Origin of the sequence: Sporosarcina sp. USHLN248 (genome assembly GCF_037144575.1) — a bacterium.
Lineage (GTDB): Bacteria > Bacillota > Bacilli > Bacillales_A > Planococcaceae > Sporosarcina > Sporosarcina contaminans.
In genome coordinates this window covers 40,299-59,643 of record NZ_JBBCZC010000025.1, presented here as the reverse complement: position 1 = coordinate 59,643, position 19,345 = coordinate 40,299, and the positions used below count along the sequence as shown (strand labels likewise).

Genomic DNA, 19,345 nt, shown 5'->3' with positions numbered 1-19,345 from the left:
ACTAACTCTAGTCGCCATTAAAAAAACACCTCCGAATTGATTTCATAAGGTTCAATACCCTATTTTCAACGAAAGGTGTTTTTATTTGTCTCATTTTCTTAGGTCAGTTCCGAGTGTAACGATGCGGCTTTTTGTCGTTTGATCGTTTTCATCAAAAAGGTCCTCTATTTATGAGAAGAATGTGATTAGGAGATTCCTCCGTGTGATGAAGGTGCACATAAACAGGACAGGTAAAAATTTCCTTCCTTGTTTTTCTAATGAAAACAAAAGAATGAAAGATAAAAGGTTGATCGCTCAAACATGCGTGATCAAGCCAAGATGGAATCTTACAGTTTATGTGAGGTTAGTAAGTTGTTCAGTATATGGTTGGCACTTTTCATTCCACCATGGGAGAGAGGTAAATTTGTAAAACTGTTTGTGGGGCAAGTGCGTTCATCGGAAAATAGAAATATTCTATATGCGCCTAAAAAGGGAGTTTTGGGAGTAGCATCCAAGCGCTTCTCCCTTTTTAAATTTTTTTGTCACGTGTGTACCTTGAGAAAGGAAGATTTCTCTACTTTCTATTAAATAGATCTATTAATGCCTCTTCAAGCTCTAAGAATTCAAACTGAAATCCCTCTTCCATCAACACGTTCGGCAATACTTTCTGTCCTTCAAGAACTAACTTGCTTTTTTGCCCTAAAGCCAATTTCATGGCGAAAGAAGGGACAGGAAACCAATGTGGACGTTTTAACACGGATCCGATTGTTTTTCCGAATTCTTTCATCCGCAAAGGGGAGGGAGCTGTCACATTTACTGGCCCATGCAGCTGTTCATTGTGAAGCGCGAAGGAAATCGCCCGAACAATGTCCGTCACATGCACCCATGAAACCCATTGTTCACCTGACCCGACTGTCCCTCCAGCGAATAATTTATACGGCAGAGCCATCAATGGGAGTGCCCCGCCTTCTCTTCCAAGCACTACGCCAAATCTCATGAAAACTGTACGCGCACCGGATTTTTCTGCCTGTTTAGCTTTATGCTCCCAGTCCAAAACCGTCTTGCCTAAAAAGTCATTCGGCATCGTCTTTGACTCTTCCGTATACACTTCGTCGAGTGATACAGGGTATATGCCGATTGCACTTGCGTTAATGAAGACGGAAGGTTTTTTGCGCAATGTAGAAATGATTATAAGCAGTTCATCGGTTGCAATCATTCGGCTATCGTAGATTTTTCTTTGATGCTCTGGAGTCCATCTACCGTCATTTATTGAAACGCCAGCCAAGTTAATGACAGCATCGGCGTCTCTTATTTCATTTTCCGGAGCTGCCCCTTCTGTTAGCCATTCAACATACATCACCCCACTAAGTGGCGGCCTCTTTTTCCGTGTCAAGATAATGACTTCATGACCTTGCTTCATAAGAAGGTCGGTTAGTTTATTTCCAATAAAACCCGAACCGCCGGCAATGATGATTTTCATTTGAACACCTCCTTGTTCATAGACTACTATGTTTTTCCGTATATTCAGTTTACCATGCACTTCATAGATAAAGTATGAATCTGCTGGAGGACTGTTATATTTACGATACAATCGTAATGGGCGATTCTATTTTCATTACTTGTGGAATAGATAAAGAATCAAGGAAGGAGTTTATCCAATGAAAATCGGGATTATCGGAACAGGCAATATTGCAACGCATTTATTGCAAAATATCAATCAAGCGAATGCTGTCGACGGTGAGATTATTGCATTGTTTGGAAGGAATGAAAAAGTCGGCAAGCAGCTGTCTGAGCGATATGGAGTCGAGTTTTATTCAGACTTTCAAGCGTTTGTACATACGCCGTTGGACGTTGTCGTAGAGGCAGCGACTGTTGAAGCAGCAGAGATGTATATGAAGGAAGTATTGGAAAGCAAGAAAGATATGATTCTAAGCAGTATTGGTGTTTTTAAGGATGACGAATTTTTGATGGAAATGAAAGAGATTGCTCAAACAAACGCTCAAACCATTTCTCTTCCTTCAGGTGCGATCGGGGGATTGGATCTTTTGCAATCAGCAAATTCGTTAGGTGGACTTCGTGAAGTCCGCATTACGACGAGGAAGTCGCCGCAGTCGTTGGGCTTGGAGGCAGTCAAGGCGGAGGAGTTGCTGTTTGATGGTTCCGCGAGGAAAGCGATTGACCGTTTTCCGAAAAACATCAATGTCGCTCTTTTGCTTTCCATTGCAGGAATCGGTGCTGATCAGACGCGCGTACAAATTATCGCCGACCCAGACATTGAGCAAAACACACATACGATTGAAGCGATCGGTGATTTTGGGAAGATGGCAATGAAAATCGAAAATCAGCCGATGCCGGGAAATCCGAAAACAAGCTATTTAGCGGCGTTGAGCATTATAGCTGCTTTGAAAAATAGAGGAAATGCATTGGTCGTTGGGTAGTTGGTAAAAGGAAAATGAAACAGCGAACCAATACGTTTGCTATAATCTAACGGTTATGTTGTTGAGGAGAGAAACGCTTATTGCTATCAAATTAGTGTAAGAATTAAACAGAGTTTGAAAAAGAAAAACAAGTGAAAATGCACAGTGAATTTTTCTGTGTATTTTTTACTTGTTCGATTTTCGTGATAAATATTAAATGTTACTTGTGCCAATCATGCCATTGAAATTTGTGCTTCAAACAGTACGCTCGGAGGGGCGATTTAGCAACTCGTGCGTATTGTGTTCGTTGGTTGCTCACTATCTCTCCAGAGTCTCCACAAGTAAATCGTTGTATACTTCTCATTGCTTGGTAGCTATCGCAATTGTTTTCCAAAGACTATATGCCAATGTAAATGTTTGGAATCCTGATATTCACCCAAGTTCGTTAGTACTCTGCAAGCTCCGTATTCTTCCGTAACCTTAGCTGCAACCTGTTGAATTACCCCTAAAAGCTCAAGTAACAAGCCATTGTCAGTTGCTTCTAACGTGATAAGAGAGGAGATATGTTTCTTAGGAATTGCAACAATATGAACTGGGTAAAAAGGTTTTGTATGGTAATAAGCTAGTACATTTTCAGTCTCCATTACTTTATTGACTTTAGTTTTTCCACTTAATACTTCATCACAATAAAAGTCTTCAGTCATTGTATCCTCCTATGTAGCTTCAATTTCTCTAAAAATACTTAAGATGTACCCTGTTTGTTGAATGGCAAATTCACAGTTACTTGTAATCTATGTTAACATAAAACTCCTCTACATCTTCGGAATTGTCAATTTTTTAACGATATTCAACTGCCCTATGATGCGCATTCCTTTCATTTACTAATTTCTACTCCTCTACAGAACCGGCTAAATTACATTCCTGCCTTCAATTTTTTCTGTCATAAAAGAATCTTCAAATAATGGTATAATATGTGTATGATAGGTATATAGAGTTGATCCAATACACAGCTTTGGATGTGATCGACTATAGAGCAAGACAGCTATATTGGTAGGTTAGGACGTATACATAAAACTTATTTGTCGAAAAGAGAAGGAGCAACAATATGTCGAATATGAATAAGACGGTCATTCGAACGATGGAACTTTTATATTTATTTACAGACCATGCCGAGTTGACTTTTCAAGAAATCGTGGAATTGTCTGGTATGCCGAAAAGTTCTGTGTATCGGATGTTATTGTCCTTGGAGGAAATGAAATTTTTAGAGAAAAAGGAAGATGCAAAATATCGGTTAGGCACGATTTTTTTAACGTTTGGCCGTCTCGTTTCGAGCCGGATGAATATACGGCAAATTGCGGAACCGATCATGCGCCAACTGCACAGTGAAGAACACCAAGCGGTCAATTTAGCAATTTTAGAGGGAGATGAAGCAGTATATATCGAGAAAATCGATGAGTTCCAAAAGGTTAAACTGTATACATCTGTTGGCCGTAGAAGTCCATTATACGGCGGTGCATGTGCCAGGGCGGTCTTGTCTTTCCAATCCGATCAATTTATCGAACAATATTTGGAGCGTGTTGAACTAAAAGCGTATACGAACAATACGATTACAGATCGGCAACAATTGCTTGCATCGATTGAAGAGGCGAGAGAAAAAGGATATACGATTAGCAAATCTGAATTGGAAAATCATACAGCATCACTCGCTGCACCTATTTATAATAGTGATGGAAAAGTGATCGGTTCCTTAAGTGTGGCAGGCATTGAAATCGAGTTTTCCGATCGTGCAATTGAACATTTAAGCAAAAAGGTTAAAATAGCTGCTCAGAAGATTTCAGAAGAGATCGGATATGAAAAGAAATAATCGCTTGATTCATGACAAAGCATGGATAGGTGTTATCAAAAAAGTACTTGAGCCTTAGACAACTATAGCTCAAGTACTTTTTTGTTTTAAAGGGTATTCGCCATTTATTTTAAATCGCTGAATCCTTCAATCATGGACGAATATAAATTAGAGGTGAAGTCACCTTTTTGAAATTCCTCGAACTGAAGGGCATATTGTAAAAAGTCTTTTGTTGTTGGAATCCCTTCTATTTTCATTTCGTTCAATGCCCGTCTCATTTTTTGAATGGCATCGTTGCGATCTGAGCCGCGAACAATTACTTTTGCAATCATCGAATCGTAATAGGGCGGTATCGTATATCCAGTATAAATGGCGCTGTCCACTCTTACATGCGGCCCTGCAGGCAAATGCGCGAAAGAGATTGTACCGGGATTCGGCATGAAATTTTGGAGAGGGTCCTCCGCATTGATCCGGCATTCGATCGCCCATCCTGTCCATTGAATCTCTTCCTGTTTGAAAGGAAGCGGTTCGCCGTTTGCAATGCGAAATTGCAATTCTACTAGGTCCACGCCAGTCACTTCTTCAGTAATCGTATGTTCCACTTGGATTCTTGTATTCATTTCCATGAAGTAAAATTCTTTTTTTATGGAATCATAAATAAACTCAACTGTACCGACACCGACATAATGAACGGCTTTTGCGGCCCGAACGGCAGCCTTTCCTAATTCATCTCTTAACTGATCGTCGATGACAGAGGAGGGAGCTTCTTCAATCAGTTTTTGCATTCTACGCTGAGTTGTACAGTCCCGTTCACCTAAGTGAACGGTATTGCCATATTGATCGGCAGCAATTTGGACTTCAATATGACGAAACTGTTCGATGTATTTTTCAATGTAGACACCGCTATTGGCAAAAACTGACGAAGCTTCATTTTGGGCTGATTTGAACTGATCTACTAGTTGGTCTTTCTCATAAACGAGGCGAATGCCTTTTCCTCCACCGCCTGCGGTCGCTTTAATAATGAGCGGATAGCCAATTTGTTCGGCAATTTCGATTGCTTCATCCAATGTGGTTGTTAATCCATCAGAACCTAACACGACTGGCACATTTGAATTTTTCATAATTTGTTTCGCTTCATCTTTAACACCCATTGAACGAATGGCAGCTGAAGAAGGACCAATGAACTTAATGCCGACTTGCTCGCATATGAGGGCAAATTGATCGTTTTCGGATAGAAACCCATAGCCTGGATGGATTGCATCGCAATTCGTTTGTAAGGCAAGATGAACGATTACATCTTGCCGTAAATAACTTTCTTGGGAAGAGGCAGGGCCTAAGCAATAGGCTTCATCGCTCAATTGGACATGCAATGCATCTCGATCTGCTTCAGAATAGATAGCGACCGTTTTGATGTTTAAATCCTGGCAAGTCCGTATGATGCGGACGGCTATTTCACCTCGGTTGGCAATGAGTACTTTTTTAATCATTCAGATCACTTGCCTTCATTCGAATGACAACATCCCCGAACTGCACAAGATCTCCATGGTTACACAGAATTTCTGTAATTTCACCGTCTGCGGGTGCATGGACTTCATTTAATAATTTCATCGCTTCAATTAAAAACAGAACTTCTCCTTTTTTAACTTTTTGACCGATGTGAATAGCTGATTTTTCTTCGTCATTGCTCTGTAAGTAAAGTGTTCCTAAGAAAGGGGCTTTACACTCTAAATCTGTATCGCTTTCAACTATTGCTTCCGCCGCAGGTTCAACAAGATCGGTGTTGAACGGGTTGACTGTTCCTTCCTTTGGCGCTGCTGGAGCATAGGAATAGGTTCCGTGATCTTTATTGAACTGAATGACAAATCCATCCTTCTCGAAAGTGCCGGAACGCAGTGAACTATTATCAATGATTGTTACTATTTTTTGAATGGCTTGTATTTCTTCTTCGGTAAACATAAAAATCCTCCTCATATTTGCTTCAGCTTATATGCAATCGCTTGCTTGATTTGTTGAAAAGCTTTGTATTGTTTTAAAAGTGCTTGTTCAGCTTGTTCTACGTCTATATATCGGAATTGGATTTGGTCGGTTGGTTTCATTTGAGCTAAAACTGAAAAGTCAGCTGACATCACTTGGCCAATCTTAGGATAACCCCCGGTCGTTTGGCGATCGGCTAGTAGAATCATCGGCATACCGCTCGGTGGCACTTGTATTGTGCCAAAAGCGATTGCCTCCGATAATAACTCTCGTTGATTGGAAAGCTGTAAAGGCTTTTTGCTTTGTAAATGGCAGCCCATTCGATCCGCATGGTTTGAAACGGTGAAGATAGCGTTTTCAAAATAGGAAATGCTTTCTTCATCAAATAAATAATGTTGCCCTGTCGGTATCACATGGAGGGTGTTTTGTTTCCGAAAACGGCAAAAGTCCCCAAAATTCACTGACCACTCCAAATGTTGTTTTCGTTCATGAAGCTTTGAAAACAATTGGTGCTGCCATTCATTCATTGGCAGTAGCGCAACCGTATCTCCGCTTTTTAACGGCCTTCCATTGTACCCGCCAATTTTTGCTTTTTCATATGTACTTTTACTATTCAAAACGATTGGTATGTCGAAACCGCCTGCGCAAACTACGTAACTTCTTACCCCGGATAGAGCTCCTTGGAATTGAAGCTGATCTCCCGCTATTACACTGAAAGGCCGCCACATAGGAGCAGTTTTTCCATTAAGTAAAGGGGATGCATCAGCACCGGTTATCGCAACTAATCGATCTGACTCGAACTGTATGGTTGTTAAGCCGTACGTAATTTCAATTCCGGCTTCGTCTTGTTCATTTCCGACTAGTAAATTGCCAATTTTTAATGCGTTGCGATCCATCGCGCCGCTTACAATCATCCCGTATTGCTGAAAACCCCATCGGCCATTATCTTGTATGGAGGAATATACTCCGCTATTGAGTAATGTAATCATACTTCTTCCCCTCCAGTTCCATGAATTCCTCTTTTGTAATCGGATAGAATTTCAATTTATCTCCAGCAATCAATAAAGAGGGTGGATGCATATGTGGTTGAAATAAAGATAATGGAGTTCTACCAATGATTTGCCATCCGCCAGGTGTTTCAATTGGATAGACACCAGTTTGAATTCCTGCGATGCCTACAGATCCAGCGGGAATCGCAGGTGCAGGCGTTGTTTTTCTTGGAGTCGCAATTCTTTGGTCCATACCGCCTAAGAAAGGAAATCCGGGAGCGAACCCTAACATATGGACTGTATAAATCGTTTCACTATGAAGCTCTATCACTTTTTCGATTGAAAGGTTGTGAAATTTTGCTACGTAAGTCAAATCAGGTCCATATTCTTCGTCATAACAAACTGGGATAGCAACTACATCACGTTCAGTTGCCTTTATTTCCCCTATATTTTTGAGCATACTTTCGATTGTGTTTATAAAGGTTTGCTGCATTTGTGTTGTTTTGTATTCTTCTGCAATTTTAATTGGATCATAGAAAATGGTTAGATTGTTGTACCCCGGAATTGCTTCCACATAGCCAATTGGCTGATTTCTATCAAGCTCCGCAATTATCGTTTGGCTGTAATGCAAATAATCCTCTCGTATATCTTCTCCGTATGAAATGTAAATCGCGTGATCATGAAAAGGTTGAATCGAATACTCCACGATACACCCTCCTTTTGTTCCGAATTACGGGAATTAGGTTTTGTTAAATGGTATTCCTATTATTCAATATTCTGCAAAGAAATACAAGTGAATCGTAAAAAATATATTTGAAATCAACAAATAGTGTGATAGAATGTTTTTTATAACTTGAAACAATAGTTTTGAAATTCGGGAATAGATGTTGAGGTGATTGTTTGAGAGCGGTTGATATTAACTGTGATTTCGGCGAGGACTTTGGAATTTATAAAATAAAAGATTACTCCGAACTGTTGCAGTATGTAGACAGTGTCAATATAGCTTGCGGTTTTCATGCTAGTGATCCGAGCAATATGCGAAAAGCTGTAGAAGCTTCAATCGAGTACGGAGTGAATATTGGAGCCCATCCAGGGTATCCAGATATCGTCGGTTTTGGTCGCCGTAATATGGAGTTCACAAAAGACGAAATTTACGATATTGTTCTTTATCAAATCGGTGCTTTAGATGCTTTTTTAAAAAAGTTTGGTAAACGTTTACATCACGTGAAGCCGCATGGTGCACTTTACAATCGGGCAGCTGTTTGCGAAAAAACATCTGAAGCAATTGCAGATGCTGTACGTGACTATTCCAATGAGTTGATTTTATATGCTCTTGCGAACAGTGTTACCGTCCAAGTTGCACAGAAGAAAGGGTTAACAGTGTGGTCTGAGGCTTTTGTAGATCGTACATACGAACAAGATGGCCAGCTGACTCCCAGAAAAATCGTGAAAAGCGTAATTAGCGATCCACATTTCGCAGCAGCACAATTTCAACAAATCGTTAATGAATCAACCGTGACAACTAGACAGCAAACTACATATTCGATTGCAGCCGATACATTTTGCATTCACGGAGATAACGATGCGGCAGTCGAGATTTTGCGATCCATTCGAAAAGAGCATAGAAGTTTACGTTAAAGGAAGTGAGAATATGGCTGAGCAGGCAATATTGCAAATAGACGAGTTAAAAGTCGGTGTAGTCGACGGCAAGAAAAAAACCCCTATTGTCAATGGCGTTTCTTTCGAATTGAAAGAGGGGGAAACGTTAGGCATTGTTGGAGAGTCTGGATGCGGAAAAAGTATGACGTCACTTTCGCTAATGGGGCTTCTTCCGAAAGGAATAGATTACTTAGATGGTCATATTCATTTAGGAGCTTTAAACCTTGAAAATTTCTCGAAAAAGGATTGGCGGGACGTACGCGGGAAAAAAATGTCGATGATTTTCCAAGAGCCGATGAGTTCGTTAAATCCGGTCTATACGATTCGTAAACAAGTACGCGAAATGATTTTTAGCCATGAAAAAATAAGTCGAGAGGAAGCGGATGCACGGACTTTGGAAATGCTAAAGCTTGTAGGCATACCGCGTCCGGATGAAGTGATGGATAATTATCCTCACCAATTATCCGGAGGAATGAGGCAACGGGTCATGATTGCCCTCGCTTTAGTGAACGACCCGAAAATACTGATAGCAGATGAACCGACAACAGCGCTAGATGTAACGATCCAAGCCCAAATTTTAGAACTTATGAAATCGCTTCAAAAAAGACTTCAAATGTCGATCATTTTAATTACGCATGATTTGGGGGTCGTTGCAGAAATTTGCGACCGTGTTGTCGTCATGTATGCCGGAGAAATTATTGAAGAAGCTACGACAAAGAATTTGTTTGATGAACCTCTTCACCCTTATACGAAAGGGCTTCTTGCGTCTTTGCCTTCGATTCACGAGGAAAAAGAATATTTATCGAGCATACCGGGAACTGTTCCGGCGCCCGGAAGTATTGTCAAGGGGTGCCGTTTTAAAGAACGTTGTCCATTCGCGCATGACCGTTGTTCTGAAGATCCGCAAATGGTTCCTCACTCGAATGGAAGCAAAGTAAGGTGCTGGTTGTATGGAGAGGAGGAAGTACATTGACGAATGCTCCTTTATTAGAAGTAAAACAGCTGACAAAATACTTTCCTCAGCTTGGAGGAATAACCGGGAAAAAGGTTCTGAATGAGGTAAAAGCCGTCGATGGTGTTTCTTTCACGGTGAACCGCGGTGAGACTTTAGGTATTGTCGGTGAATCAGGCTGCGGCAAAAGTACAATGGGGCGGACAATTTTAAAGCTGCTTCAACCGACATCCGGCGAGATTATTTTTGAGGGGAATAATATTACGAATCTTTCTCAGAAAGATATGATGAAATACCGGAAAGAGATGCAAATCATTTTTCAAGATCCTTTTGCGTCTTTAAATCCGAGGATGAAAGTATTTCAAATTATCGAAGAGCCGTTAATCAACTTCGGAGTAAAAGATAAAGAGCAGCGCAAGCAAAGAGTATATGAGGTTGCGGAGCAAGTTGGTTTAACGAAAGCTCAGTTGCATCGATTGCCCCATGAATTTTCCGGCGGGCAGCGACAGCGGATTGGCATTGCAAGGGCGTTAATCTCAAAACCGAAGTTTATAATCGCTGATGAACCTGTATCGGCGTTGGATGTATCGATTCAATCACAGGTTTTGAATTTAATGCGTGATTTGCAGAAGGAATATGATTTAACGTATTTATTCATTTCCCACGATTTAAGCGTTGTGAAACATTTCTGTGATCGCATCGGGGTGATGTACTTAGGTAAGATGGTCGAGCTGACGGATAAGCATAGTCTTTATAATAAAGCTCTTCATCCATATGCCCAATCGCTCCTTTCAAGCTTGCCGAAATCCCATCCGGATGAGAAAAAAGAGAGAATTGTGCTGACGGGAGACGTACCGAGTCCATCCAATCCTCCAAGCGGCTGTACATTCCATCCGAGATGTTTTGCATGTATGGAAGTTTGTAAGAGTAAGGAGCCAACATTTATTGAGGTGGAAAACGGGCATTATACTTCATGCCATTTGTATCACTCAGTAGATCAAAATATTAATAGTGTGGAAAAGGAGAGTGTCACCAATGTATAAGAAAAAAAGTTTATTCATGTTGCTGATCGCTGTAATGATCGTGCTATCGGCATGTTCTGGCGGAAAATCGAGTTCAGATGGGGATTCCAAAACGCCTGCAGATCCAAGTAAAAATCCTGCAGCTGAAAGAGGCAACAGCATTGTAGTAGGTGTTCCAACCGACCCGCAAAGTTGGGACCCGATTGACACATTTTTATTGGACTGGAGCTCTGTCGCTTCATCTATTTTTGAAGGCTTAGTAGATCGCGATTTGAATTTGGAATTGCAGCCAGGCTTAGCCGAGTCTTGGGAATACGAAGATGATTTGACTTTGCGTTTTACATTACGTGAAGGCGTTACATTTCATAATGGAGAACCATTTAACGCGGATGCAGTTAAATTCACGTTTGACCGACTCTTAGGAGAAGAGGGAGCAAAAGGGCCTCAACAGGCAAACTATACATCGATTGACTCGGTTGAAGTTGTAAACGACTATGAAGTCATTTTTCATTTGAATACTCCTGACCCAGTGTTGTTAACAAAACTATCCGGTTATGGAGCGGTAATTGTGCCACCTAAATATGTACAAGAAAATACCGATGAATTTTTCAATGATCATCCTGTAGGGACAGGCCCTTTTAAAATGGTTGAATACAAAAGGGACCAATATGCAAAATTGGAGAAAAACGAAAACTATTGGAAAGAAGGACTTCCGAAATTAGACGGAGTTACATTCCGATTTATACCGGAAGCTTCCACACGGTTAGCAGAATTGCAAACTGGAAAAATCGATATTATGAAGCGTGTCGAAATTTCACAAGCACAAACTGTAAAAGATGCTCCATACATTAAATTGGAGGAAGTCGGAACGCCGACTGTATTCTCCCTTCGATTTGATCCTGGGCATGGTATCGTTGACGATAAATTAGTTCGACAAGCATTAAACTATGCTGTCGATAAAGAAGCAATCATCGATGAAATTTTGGATGGCTATGCAAATCCGATCAGCACGTACCAAAGTGACCTTTCATTTGGTAATAACCCGAACTTGGAGCCATATCCATACGATCCGGAAAAGGCTAAGGAATTGTTAGCTGAAGCGGGTGTGCCTGAAGGAACAGAATTGGAAGTTTACATTCCAGGAAATGACGGAAATTTCAAGGAAATCTCTCAAATCATTGCATACTATTTTGATGAAGTTGGCATTAAGCTGAACATCAATAACGCAGATCCAACAACCTTAACTTCAGAATTGATCCCAAGCGGAAAAGCAGGGCATATGTATCGTCAAGGCTGGGGTGGATGGACATTGGACTTTGATAATACCGCTTATTTAATGTACGCAGAGGGCGAGCATTGGAATCCATCGTTTAGTGATCCGAAAGTTGAAGAATTGCTAAAAGCGGAACGTTCAACTGTCGACCAAGACGAGAGGGAACAAATTTTCATGGAGCTAACGGAAGTGCTGTATGATCTTGCACCGGAAATCAACCTATATCAAGAGGTAGGTCTATATGGCGTCAATGAAAGATTAGTTGACTTCCAGCCTCCACATGAAGATCGCATCCGTTTAGAAGAAGTATCTGTGAAGTAATTTGGAAAAAGAGATAGTGTGCGTTCAACATACTGTCTCTTTCTTCACATTTTAAAGGGGGAATCACCATGTTTTCATACATACTACGCAGATTGCTTCATATGGTATTCGTCGTCTTTTTTATATCGTTATTAGTCTTTTTCTCAATTCGTTTAACCGGAAATCCTGCGGCAGTTATGTTTGGCGCTGGTGAACCTACAGCTGAAGCGATTGAAGCGTTAAATGAAAAATTAGGTCTCAATGAACCTCTATATGTTCAATATGGGCTGTTTTTGAAAGGTATGCTGACGTTTGATTTTGGAGAATCGTTCAGAAACGGAGCGAAAGTTTCCTCATTGATTTTTGAAAGAGCGGGGGCAACTTTGGCTTTAGCGGTTGGTGGATTGGCAGTAGCAGTACTGATTGCCTTTCCGATCGGCATTTTATCTGCCGTATATCGCGGGAAGTTTTTCGATTTCTTTGGTAGAGTTTTTTCACTAGTCGGGATATCGTTTCCAAACTTTTGGCTTGGAATTATGTTTATCCTCATTTTCTCAGTAACACTTCAATGGCTTCCTGCATCGGGCTTTGAAGGATTTTCTTCACTCATATTACCGTCCGTAACGTTAGGTTTAATATTGTCGGGGATATTGGCTCGGCTCATCCGTTCTTCCATGCTGGAAGTGCTAAATCAGCAATATATATCGACTGCACGCTCCAAAGGGATTAAAGAATGGAAAGTTATCATTAAGCATGCTTTTCGAAATGCATTGCTTCCGACCATTACCTTTTTAGGTTTGCAATTAGGGGGATTATTAGGCGGAACCGTCATTATTGAACAAGTTTTTGCTTGGCCCGGCATCGGAAGGCTGATCGTTGATGCGATCAATCAGCGAGACTATCCTGTCATCCAAGGCGGGGTCATTTTCTTGGCGATGATTATGGTGCTTGTTAACTTGATTGTCGATCTTAGTTATTCATTTATTGATCCAAGGATCAAAGCAGGAAAGGCAGGGGAGTAAAATGGAGCAAGTGATCGAGAAAAAGAAAGATTCCGCTTTCCAACGATCTTGGAAATTCATTAAGAAAAATCCTACGGGTGTTATCGGGATGATTTTGACGGCAGTCACGATTATGTCGGCAATTTTTGCATCTTGGATAAGCCCTTATGATTATACAGCAGCCAACTTGAAAGACCGTTTACTTCCTCCTTCTTGGGCTGATCCACTTGGACAATCCGTCTATTTGTTAGGCTCCGATCAGGTTGGACGGGATTTGCTCAGCAGAATTATTCACGGGGCACAAATTTCGCTTATGGTAGGCTTTTTCGGAGTATTGATTGCGCTTATCATCGGAGTGTTTTTCGGCTTGATTTCCGGTTATTTTGGTAAATGGCTGGATGATTTCATTATGAGAGTAGCGGACATTCAATTGGCATTCCCGTTTATTTTGCTTGCGATCATTGTAATGAGTGTCATTGGAACTGGAATGTGGAAAATTATCATTATATTAGGAATAACGTATTGGGTTGGCTTTGCCCGTCTCATTCGAGGTCAAGTCATTTCATTGAAAGAACAGGAGTATATTCAAGCAGCAAAAGCGATTGGCGGCAGCAACTTCACGATTATACGAAAACATATTTTGCCCAATGTCATGTCTTCGATTTTAGTGTTGGGGACGATGTATATTGCCGAATTTATTTTATTGGAAGCCTCGCTTACGTTTTTAGGATTGGGCGTCGATCCGACGATTCCGTCTTGGGGAGGCATGTTGGCAGATAGCCGAAACTATACAACAACTGCATGGTGGACAGCTGTTTTCCCTGGCGTTGCGATTATGCTAACCGTATTGGGATTCAACTTATTAGGTGACTGGTTGAGAGACCGTTTCGATCCAAATTTGAAAATGTAGGTGATCATGATGAATGAACTCATACAAAAAATATGGTCTACAGATGGAGTTCTGTTAGATAAAAATAACGACGGTATCATTGACGGAGTCTCTCTTTTCATTAATTTTGAGGAGGATTATTTCCCTCCAGCGTTATTTGATGTTTTCGCAAGAATTGGGTATGAAACAACAGCTTTAAGTTTCAATTTTTTTGATAGAAACAATCAGCGATTTCATTTGAAATGGGAAAAAAGTGAACGAACTCAACTTGAAATGAAAGATTCCAAAATTACGATTTATTATAAGACAGAAGAAGAGTTGAATCATCTATTGTCGACAATTGCGAGCGAAGGACTGTCCTATCGTGAAGAAGCTGTCGTACCTGAAATTGAGAGTATAGAGGATATTTGGACTTTCGCTGGGTTTGGGAATCATTTTGAAGCATCCCCCTATCGTGAATTGAGTGTCGGTTACCATTTAGATCATCATTTACCGATAGAGGTCGGAAAAGCATTTTGTGAATTAATCGCTCGTGCTTCTTTGCTGTCTACACAATTCATACTACCGTGGCGCGATCGAGAAAAAGCGATCGTGAAAATTACGATGAAAGAGCAAGAGCAATTGGCTCTTCAACTTGTAGAGAAAAATCATCTTTCCTTTCAAGGGAAATTAAGTGAAATCCCAGAAATCGTAAAAACAGTAAGCCGTGCGAAGCATTGGAGCGAAGGCGGCAATTTTGGTTACTGGGAAAAAGAATTGAAGCGGCTTCCTTTCAAAGATGATCTTATGCTTGAATTTCAATGGCAGGACGAAAGTGAAGAAGAGAAAATCGATGCTGTGTTGAGGCGGTATAAAGATCAAATCGCTGAAGCGCGTATTTTCATTTCAAAGGATTTACAAAAACGAACTGAACTAGCGGAAGCTTGGAAAAGAAAGGTTCATACGGATCAAGTAGAAGTGTTCTCATCTTTTAAAACAGCATACCATTGGATAGAAGAAGTGATCATTCCACAATATCGCAACGAAGCTTTTGATAAGGTGATTATTTCGGCAGTAGAGGATAATTTGCCGAATGGGCTGGAACTAAACATTCGTTGGATTCAAGAAGTGTATCCGATCGATTTATTGGTAGAAAGAGAATGGGGTATTGCGCATGAAAACGTCATGTTTGACTGTGTGCCAAACCAAGAGTCCACATATATTGTCTATGGTGAAAAGGATGGTGCCCGCTCCGAGCTTGGAAGGCTACACGTACCGGTAAAGCGTATCGATTACGTTAATGGAAAGAACTATGCATATCCATCGACAACTGCTGTTGAACTGTTGTTGAAGGATGGAGAGCGAATTACTGAGCTGATTGATAGCTCAAGAGCGTCATTTTATGAGTTTTATTTAAAGGAAATATTGCCAGCCGTTAAAGAACAAGTAAAAGACTATGAACAGGGCCAAGGGCATATTGTTCCATTTTTTGACCGGATCGAAATAGACGTCTGGATGAATGAAAGCGAAAGAAAGTTAGGCATCGATGAGGAAAGAGTTTCTTCATTAGAAGCATTGCATGAAGATTTATATTTTAATACACTCGATTATTTTGCGCATTGGGGAGAGGAAGTCGAAGGAAAGCCTTTTTATGCACCTGGTGGAGTGTACCCTTTCATGCATTTGACGGAAGAAGACAAACCGAGGGCGAAAGTGAAGGTTTTCCGTTACTCCAACGATACGTTGCCTGAAGTCGTAACAGATACACTTTATTTTAACGCATCTTTTGAGATGGATTATATTTCGGCGATGAAAGACGGCGTTCGATTGCAGCATCCGGTCCATTCATTCGAAATTAAAAAAGAGCATCCTCACCATGAAGTGGAGGACTTCTTACAAAGAAGTCCGTATAAAGTGGTCGTACCCGATGAATCTTTCCGTCACGAACAAATTCCGGTCATTGAATGTTATTTGCCTACGGAAGAGGAATATGAAGCAAGCTTAAAAATGACGCTTCATAAGCCTACGATTATTATTGAAGCGGGTCATCACTCGAATGAAGTTTCGAGTACCTATGCAGTGATGCAATTAATCGATCAATTCACATCTGAACAATTGAAAAAGATCAATATTGTCGTCATTCCGTTAGCGAATGTGGATGGCTACATGCTGCTGAAACGTTTAATGAGTGAGCATCCGGAATGGAAACATCATGCAGCACGTTTCAATGCGGTCGGATTAGAGTATTCCTATGTCAGATTCAGCAAATCCGTTTTCGGGGAAGGCAATATTATGCCTGAGCTGCTGCGCAAATGGGCGCCAGACGTTATTATCGACGATCATGGCATACCATCTCATGAATGGGTGCAACCATTTGCCGGATATAATAGCCCGCCGCGTTTTCCAGTATCCTATTTTTTACCGAGTGCCAAAATGTACGGAATTTGCAGAGTGCCTCAAAACGTAGAAAGACAACTGCATGTAGATAATTTCAATGCAGTAGTAAATGTCGTTAGTGATGAAATTGGGAAAACGTCAATTTCCGAGATGAATGATTATTGGCGGGAACGCTTTAAAAAGTACGGAAATGATTGGTTGCCTGAAGTTTTCTTACTTGAAGAAGCTGAGCATTTAAATTTTTATTTCGATCAAATTGAGGCGGATCCGACTAGTTATTATAGCATTGGACGTTATCCAAATTGGATTGCCGCAGATATTATTACCGAAGCAGCTGATGAAATCGTGTACGATGAAGTATTAGCATCATGTGTCGAAGCACAGATGGTATTTAACTCGGCAGTTATCGAACAGCTAGCTCAATCCGAGATTGTATATGCAAGCGAAACGGAAAGATTTCGTGAACGGCCAATTCGTTTAGTTAACAAATTAACAGAAGGGAATGCCTAAAATGAAAGTATTATTAACGGGCTTTGTGCCATTTTTGGACAACCCGATCAATCCGACAGAAGAAGTAGTAAAATCCATTGTTTCGAGCGGCATAGATGGTTTGGAAATTGTTCCTGAAATTTTACCTGTTCATTTCAAGGATTCAGAGTCTGCTTTAATAGAAGCAATTGATCGTGTAAATCCAGATGTCGTCATCATGTTAGGCTTAGCTGCCGGACGCTCAAAGATAACACCTGAACGAATTGCCATTAACATGAAAGACGGAGAGCCCGATAATGACGGGTATGCGCCGACAGATGAACCGATTGATGTCGATGGTCCCGACGGAATTTTTGCTACAGTGCCAGTAAGGGAAATGGTGAACCGGATGATAGAAGTTGGATTGCCGGCAGCTATTTCCAATACAGCAGGCACCTATTTATGCAATAATATAATGTACGCAGCTTTGCATAAAGCGCAAAAACAGGGCGGAAAATTCCGCGCCGGATTTATCCACATCCCTGCTTCTCATGAATTGGCATTGATCAATAAACGACTGCCAAGCTGGTCTTTAGACGATTTAGTGAAAGGTGTGCGGGTTTGTTTGGAGACGCTTTGATGTTGAAGCTCGATATTCGTTTTAAAGGACGAGAATCATCTCTATTTTAGACACTATGCTCTTAGAGAAGGGCATGGTGTTTTTTATTGTTATTGAAGAAAATTGAAGTGTACTTAATGAATAAACTTTATCGTTAACGATTATATACCAAGCATTAGGTAGAAGAGACATGTAAAGTAATTCACCAGATGTGTATCATAAAAGGTACAAATAGAAAGATCCTATTTTTAATTAAACAAGGTTTTTTTCTTCATATGTACCCACATCTACTCTTTAACTTGTACTAACTATTTGTACATACTTGAATTTCGTTTCTTTCGCTATAAGTGGCAAGGAGCATAGGGCAACGTATCGGATATATTGAATCACATCTCATCAAACAGCAAGGTGGTGAATGAATCAATTACCGGAATGCCTGCTTGTGTCTGAGGAATCAGTAACGAGGGTAGAACAGACAGCTGCTTCTACCCAAGATATCAGCAGCTCAATGGGAAAAGATCATAGTAAGCTCGAACTTGTTAGCCAGCTTTTCTGAATGGAGGATACGAAAATTTAAGATGTAAGAACATCAAACACGACAACTACGATTCCGAAAAATATCAAGCCTCTATTTACTGTTGTATTTGTGATCTATTTTAGTATAATCTATCATAAGAACGATGTTCCGTATTACAGAACCATAGGAGGACTCGAATGAAAAATGAGGTTATCACGGTCCAATCAGTAGATCGTGCATTGATTATATTGGAAATATTGCAAGGAGAGCCGGATGGTTTAGGAGTTACCGAGTTGTCTACTGAATTAAAAGTATCGAAAAGCACGGCTCATCGCTTATTGATGTCGTTGTTGAAAAAGGGTTTTGTACAACAGGACCCAGAAAATCAAAAGTATCGGTTAGGGCTGAAGTTGATCGAATTTGGACAAACAGTATCAAATAATATTGACATTCGCAAGGTGGCATCGAGTCATCTACGACGTTTGGCTGAAAAAACTGGGGAAACGGCTCATTTGGTTATTCAGGAAAGAAGCGAAATTGTTTATATTGATAAAATCGAAAGCTCCGCAACGATACGCATGTTTTCGAATATTGGGAAGAGAGCCCCTATGCATTGCACAGGTGTCGGCAAAGCAATCCTTGCTTTTTTACCACAACAAGAAATACTTGATATCGTTGAGGATAAGGGATTGGAAAAATTCACCCATAAGACGATTATTAATATTGAAACACTATTACTCCATTTAGAAGAGATTCGAAATAATGGATATTCGATCGATGATGAAGAACATGAATTGGGTATCAAGTGCGCGGCTGCTCCTATCTTTAACTCTAAAGGAGAGGTCGTTGCAGGCATCAGTGTAGCGGGACCGATCATGAGAGTAACAGAGGATAAGTTGAGTGCTATGGCTATGGAAGTTTTGCAAACATCCCAAGAAATTTCTAAATTGTTAGGTGGAAAGGTATCCTAATCGCAAAATTCGAATTGACATTGTTTTCGGTTTCGAATTATAATTAGAATATGCATAATTATTGAAACGTCGTTCCTTATTGAGGAACGACTAATA

At 40.5% G+C, this 19,345-nt stretch carries 17 protein-coding genes; 11 read left to right on the top strand and 6 right to left on the bottom strand.

From position 1 onward, the window contains the following. Positions 1-553: 553 nt before the first annotated feature. Entirely contained in the window at positions 554-1,459 is a 906-nt protein-coding gene (locus tag WFH04_RS11525) for a TIGR01777 family oxidoreductase (protein ID WP_336824203.1), read from the bottom strand. Between the two features lie 178 nt (positions 1,460-1,637). Here WFH04_RS11525 and nadX point away from each other — a divergent pair, with 178 nt between their 5' ends. After that, positions 1,638-2,417, top strand: a complete 780-nt coding sequence (gene nadX / locus WFH04_RS11520) for an aspartate dehydrogenase (RefSeq protein WP_336824202.1) — start codon at positions 1,638-1,640, stop codon at positions 2,415-2,417. Positions 2,418-2,770: 353 nt separating this feature from the next. On the opposite strand, the gene WFH04_RS11515 is transcribed toward nadX, so the two are convergent. Continuing rightward, on the bottom strand, positions 2,771-3,100 hold the full coding sequence (locus tag WFH04_RS11515) for an HIT domain-containing protein (protein ID WP_336824201.1): 330 nt from the start codon (positions 3,098-3,100) through the stop codon (positions 2,771-2,773). 401 nt (positions 3,101-3,501) lie between these two features. Between WFH04_RS11515 and WFH04_RS11510 the strand changes: the two genes are divergently transcribed. Beyond that, positions 3,502-4,260 carry an IclR family transcriptional regulator gene (locus tag WFH04_RS11510; protein WP_336824200.1) on the top strand — a complete coding sequence of 253 codons (759 nt, stop codon included), beginning with the start codon at positions 3,502-3,504 and terminating at the stop codon, positions 4,258-4,260. Between the two features lie 104 nt (positions 4,261-4,364). Here WFH04_RS11510 and accC read toward each other — a convergent pair whose 3' ends face one another. The 4 genes from accC to pxpB are packed head-to-tail and all read right to left on the bottom strand — an operon-like array spanning position 4,365 to position 7,908. After that, complete coding sequence (accC, locus tag WFH04_RS11505; RefSeq protein WP_336824199.1) at positions 4,365-5,726, bottom strand: acetyl-CoA carboxylase biotin carboxylase subunit; 1,362 nt, start codon at positions 5,724-5,726, stop codon at positions 4,365-4,367. After that, positions 5,719-6,195 (bottom strand): acetyl-CoA carboxylase biotin carboxyl carrier protein, encoded by a 477-nt coding sequence (locus tag WFH04_RS11500; RefSeq protein WP_336824198.1) that lies wholly within the window; start codon positions 6,193-6,195, stop codon positions 5,719-5,721. The genes accC and WFH04_RS11500 overlap by 8 nt, the downstream gene beginning before the upstream one ends. Positions 6,196-6,206: 11 nt before the next feature. Beyond that, on the bottom strand, positions 6,207-7,202 hold the full coding sequence (locus WFH04_RS11495) for a 5-oxoprolinase subunit C family protein (protein ID WP_336824197.1): 996 nt from the start codon (positions 7,200-7,202) through the stop codon (positions 6,207-6,209). Next, entirely contained in the window at positions 7,183-7,908 is a 726-nt protein-coding gene (gene pxpB, locus WFH04_RS11490; RefSeq protein ID WP_336824196.1) for a 5-oxoprolinase subunit PxpB, read from the bottom strand. Before pxpB ends, WFH04_RS11495 begins: the two co-directional genes overlap by 20 nt. Positions 7,909-8,102: 194 nt before the next feature. On the opposite strand from pxpB, the gene WFH04_RS11485 reads away from it, so the two are divergent. The 9 genes from WFH04_RS11485 (at position 8,103) to WFH04_RS11445 (ending at position 19,249) form a co-directional block, all read left to right on the top strand. Then, a complete protein-coding gene (locus tag WFH04_RS11485) occupies positions 8,103-8,840 on the top strand; it encodes a 5-oxoprolinase subunit PxpA (RefSeq protein ID WP_336824195.1) in 738 nt (245 codons plus the stop codon). 13 nt (positions 8,841-8,853) lie between these two features. Further along, the gene (locus WFH04_RS11480) at positions 8,854-9,834 is read left to right on the top strand and encodes an ABC transporter ATP-binding protein (RefSeq protein WP_336824194.1); all 981 of its coding nucleotides are present in this window, start codon (positions 8,854-8,856) and stop codon (positions 9,832-9,834) included. Further along, positions 9,831-10,856 (top strand): ABC transporter ATP-binding protein, encoded by a 1,026-nt coding sequence (locus WFH04_RS11475; RefSeq protein WP_336824193.1) that lies wholly within the window; start codon positions 9,831-9,833, stop codon positions 10,854-10,856. Before WFH04_RS11480 ends, WFH04_RS11475 begins: the two co-directional genes overlap by 4 nt. Beyond that, the gene (locus tag WFH04_RS11470) at positions 10,849-12,429 is read left to right on the top strand and encodes an ABC transporter substrate-binding protein (RefSeq protein WP_336824192.1); all 1,581 of its coding nucleotides are present in this window, start codon (positions 10,849-10,851) and stop codon (positions 12,427-12,429) included. Before WFH04_RS11475 ends, WFH04_RS11470 begins: the two co-directional genes overlap by 8 nt. A 68-nt stretch (positions 12,430-12,497) precedes the next feature. Further along, complete coding sequence (nikB, locus tag WFH04_RS11465) at positions 12,498-13,430, top strand: nickel ABC transporter permease (protein ID WP_336824191.1); 933 nt, start codon at positions 12,498-12,500, stop codon at positions 13,428-13,430. 1 nt (position 13,431) lies between these two features. Then, positions 13,432-14,319 (top strand): ABC transporter permease, encoded by an 888-nt coding sequence (locus WFH04_RS11460; RefSeq protein ID WP_336824190.1) that lies wholly within the window; start codon positions 13,432-13,434, stop codon positions 14,317-14,319. A gap of 9 nt (positions 14,320-14,328) precedes the next feature. Next, positions 14,329-17,184: a M14 family metallopeptidase gene (locus WFH04_RS11455; RefSeq protein WP_336824189.1), complete on the top strand. Its 2,856-nt coding sequence runs from the start codon at positions 14,329-14,331 to the stop codon at positions 17,182-17,184. Position 17,185: 1 nt separating this feature from the next. After that, entirely contained in the window at positions 17,186-17,782 is a 597-nt protein-coding gene (gene pcp / locus WFH04_RS11450; protein WP_336824188.1) for a pyroglutamyl-peptidase I, read from the top strand. A gap of 693 nt (positions 17,783-18,475) precedes the next feature. Continuing rightward, positions 18,476-19,249, top strand: coding sequence for an IclR family transcriptional regulator (locus WFH04_RS11445; protein WP_336824187.1), 774 nt, complete (start codon positions 18,476-18,478; stop codon positions 19,247-19,249). Positions 19,250-19,345: the final 96 nt, after the last annotated feature.

What these genes read in the sequence shown, in the direction of transcription:
- WFH04_RS11525 (WP_336824203.1), bottom strand. Translation starts at nt 1,459, where the DNA reads ATGAAAATCATCATTGCCGGCGGTTCGGGTTTTATTGGAAATAAACTA.
- nadX (WP_336824202.1), top strand. Translation starts at nt 1,638, where the DNA reads ATGAAAATCGGGATTATCGGAACAGGCAATATTGCAACGCATTTATTG.
- WFH04_RS11515 (WP_336824201.1), bottom strand. Translation starts at nt 3,100, where the DNA reads ATGACTGAAGACTTTTATTGTGATGAAGTATTAAGTGGAAAAACTAAA.
- WFH04_RS11510 (WP_336824200.1), top strand. Translation starts at nt 3,502, where the DNA reads ATGTCGAATATGAATAAGACGGTCATTCGAACGATGGAACTTTTATAT.
- accC (WP_336824199.1), bottom strand. Translation starts at nt 5,726, where the DNA reads ATGATTAAAAAAGTACTCATTGCCAACCGAGGTGAAATAGCCGTCCGC.
- WFH04_RS11500 (WP_336824198.1), bottom strand. Translation starts at nt 6,195, where the DNA reads ATGTTTACCGAAGAAGAAATACAAGCCATTCAAAAAATAGTAACAATC.
- WFH04_RS11495 (WP_336824197.1), bottom strand. Translation starts at nt 7,202, where the DNA reads ATGATTACATTACTCAATAGCGGAGTATATTCCTCCATACAAGATAAT.
- WFH04_RS11480 (WP_336824194.1), top strand. Translation starts at nt 8,854, where the DNA reads ATGGCTGAGCAGGCAATATTGCAAATAGACGAGTTAAAAGTCGGTGTA.
- WFH04_RS11470 (WP_336824192.1), top strand. Translation starts at nt 10,849, where the DNA reads ATGTATAAGAAAAAAAGTTTATTCATGTTGCTGATCGCTGTAATGATC.
- nikB (WP_336824191.1), top strand. Translation starts at nt 12,498, where the DNA reads ATGTTTTCATACATACTACGCAGATTGCTTCATATGGTATTCGTCGTC.
- WFH04_RS11460 (WP_336824190.1), top strand. Translation starts at nt 13,432, where the DNA reads ATGGAGCAAGTGATCGAGAAAAAGAAAGATTCCGCTTTCCAACGATCT.
- WFH04_RS11455 (WP_336824189.1), top strand. Translation starts at nt 14,329, where the DNA reads ATGAATGAACTCATACAAAAAATATGGTCTACAGATGGAGTTCTGTTA.
- pcp (WP_336824188.1), top strand. Translation starts at nt 17,186, where the DNA reads ATGAAAGTATTATTAACGGGCTTTGTGCCATTTTTGGACAACCCGATC.
- WFH04_RS11445 (WP_336824187.1), top strand. Translation starts at nt 18,476, where the DNA reads ATGAAAAATGAGGTTATCACGGTCCAATCAGTAGATCGTGCATTGATT.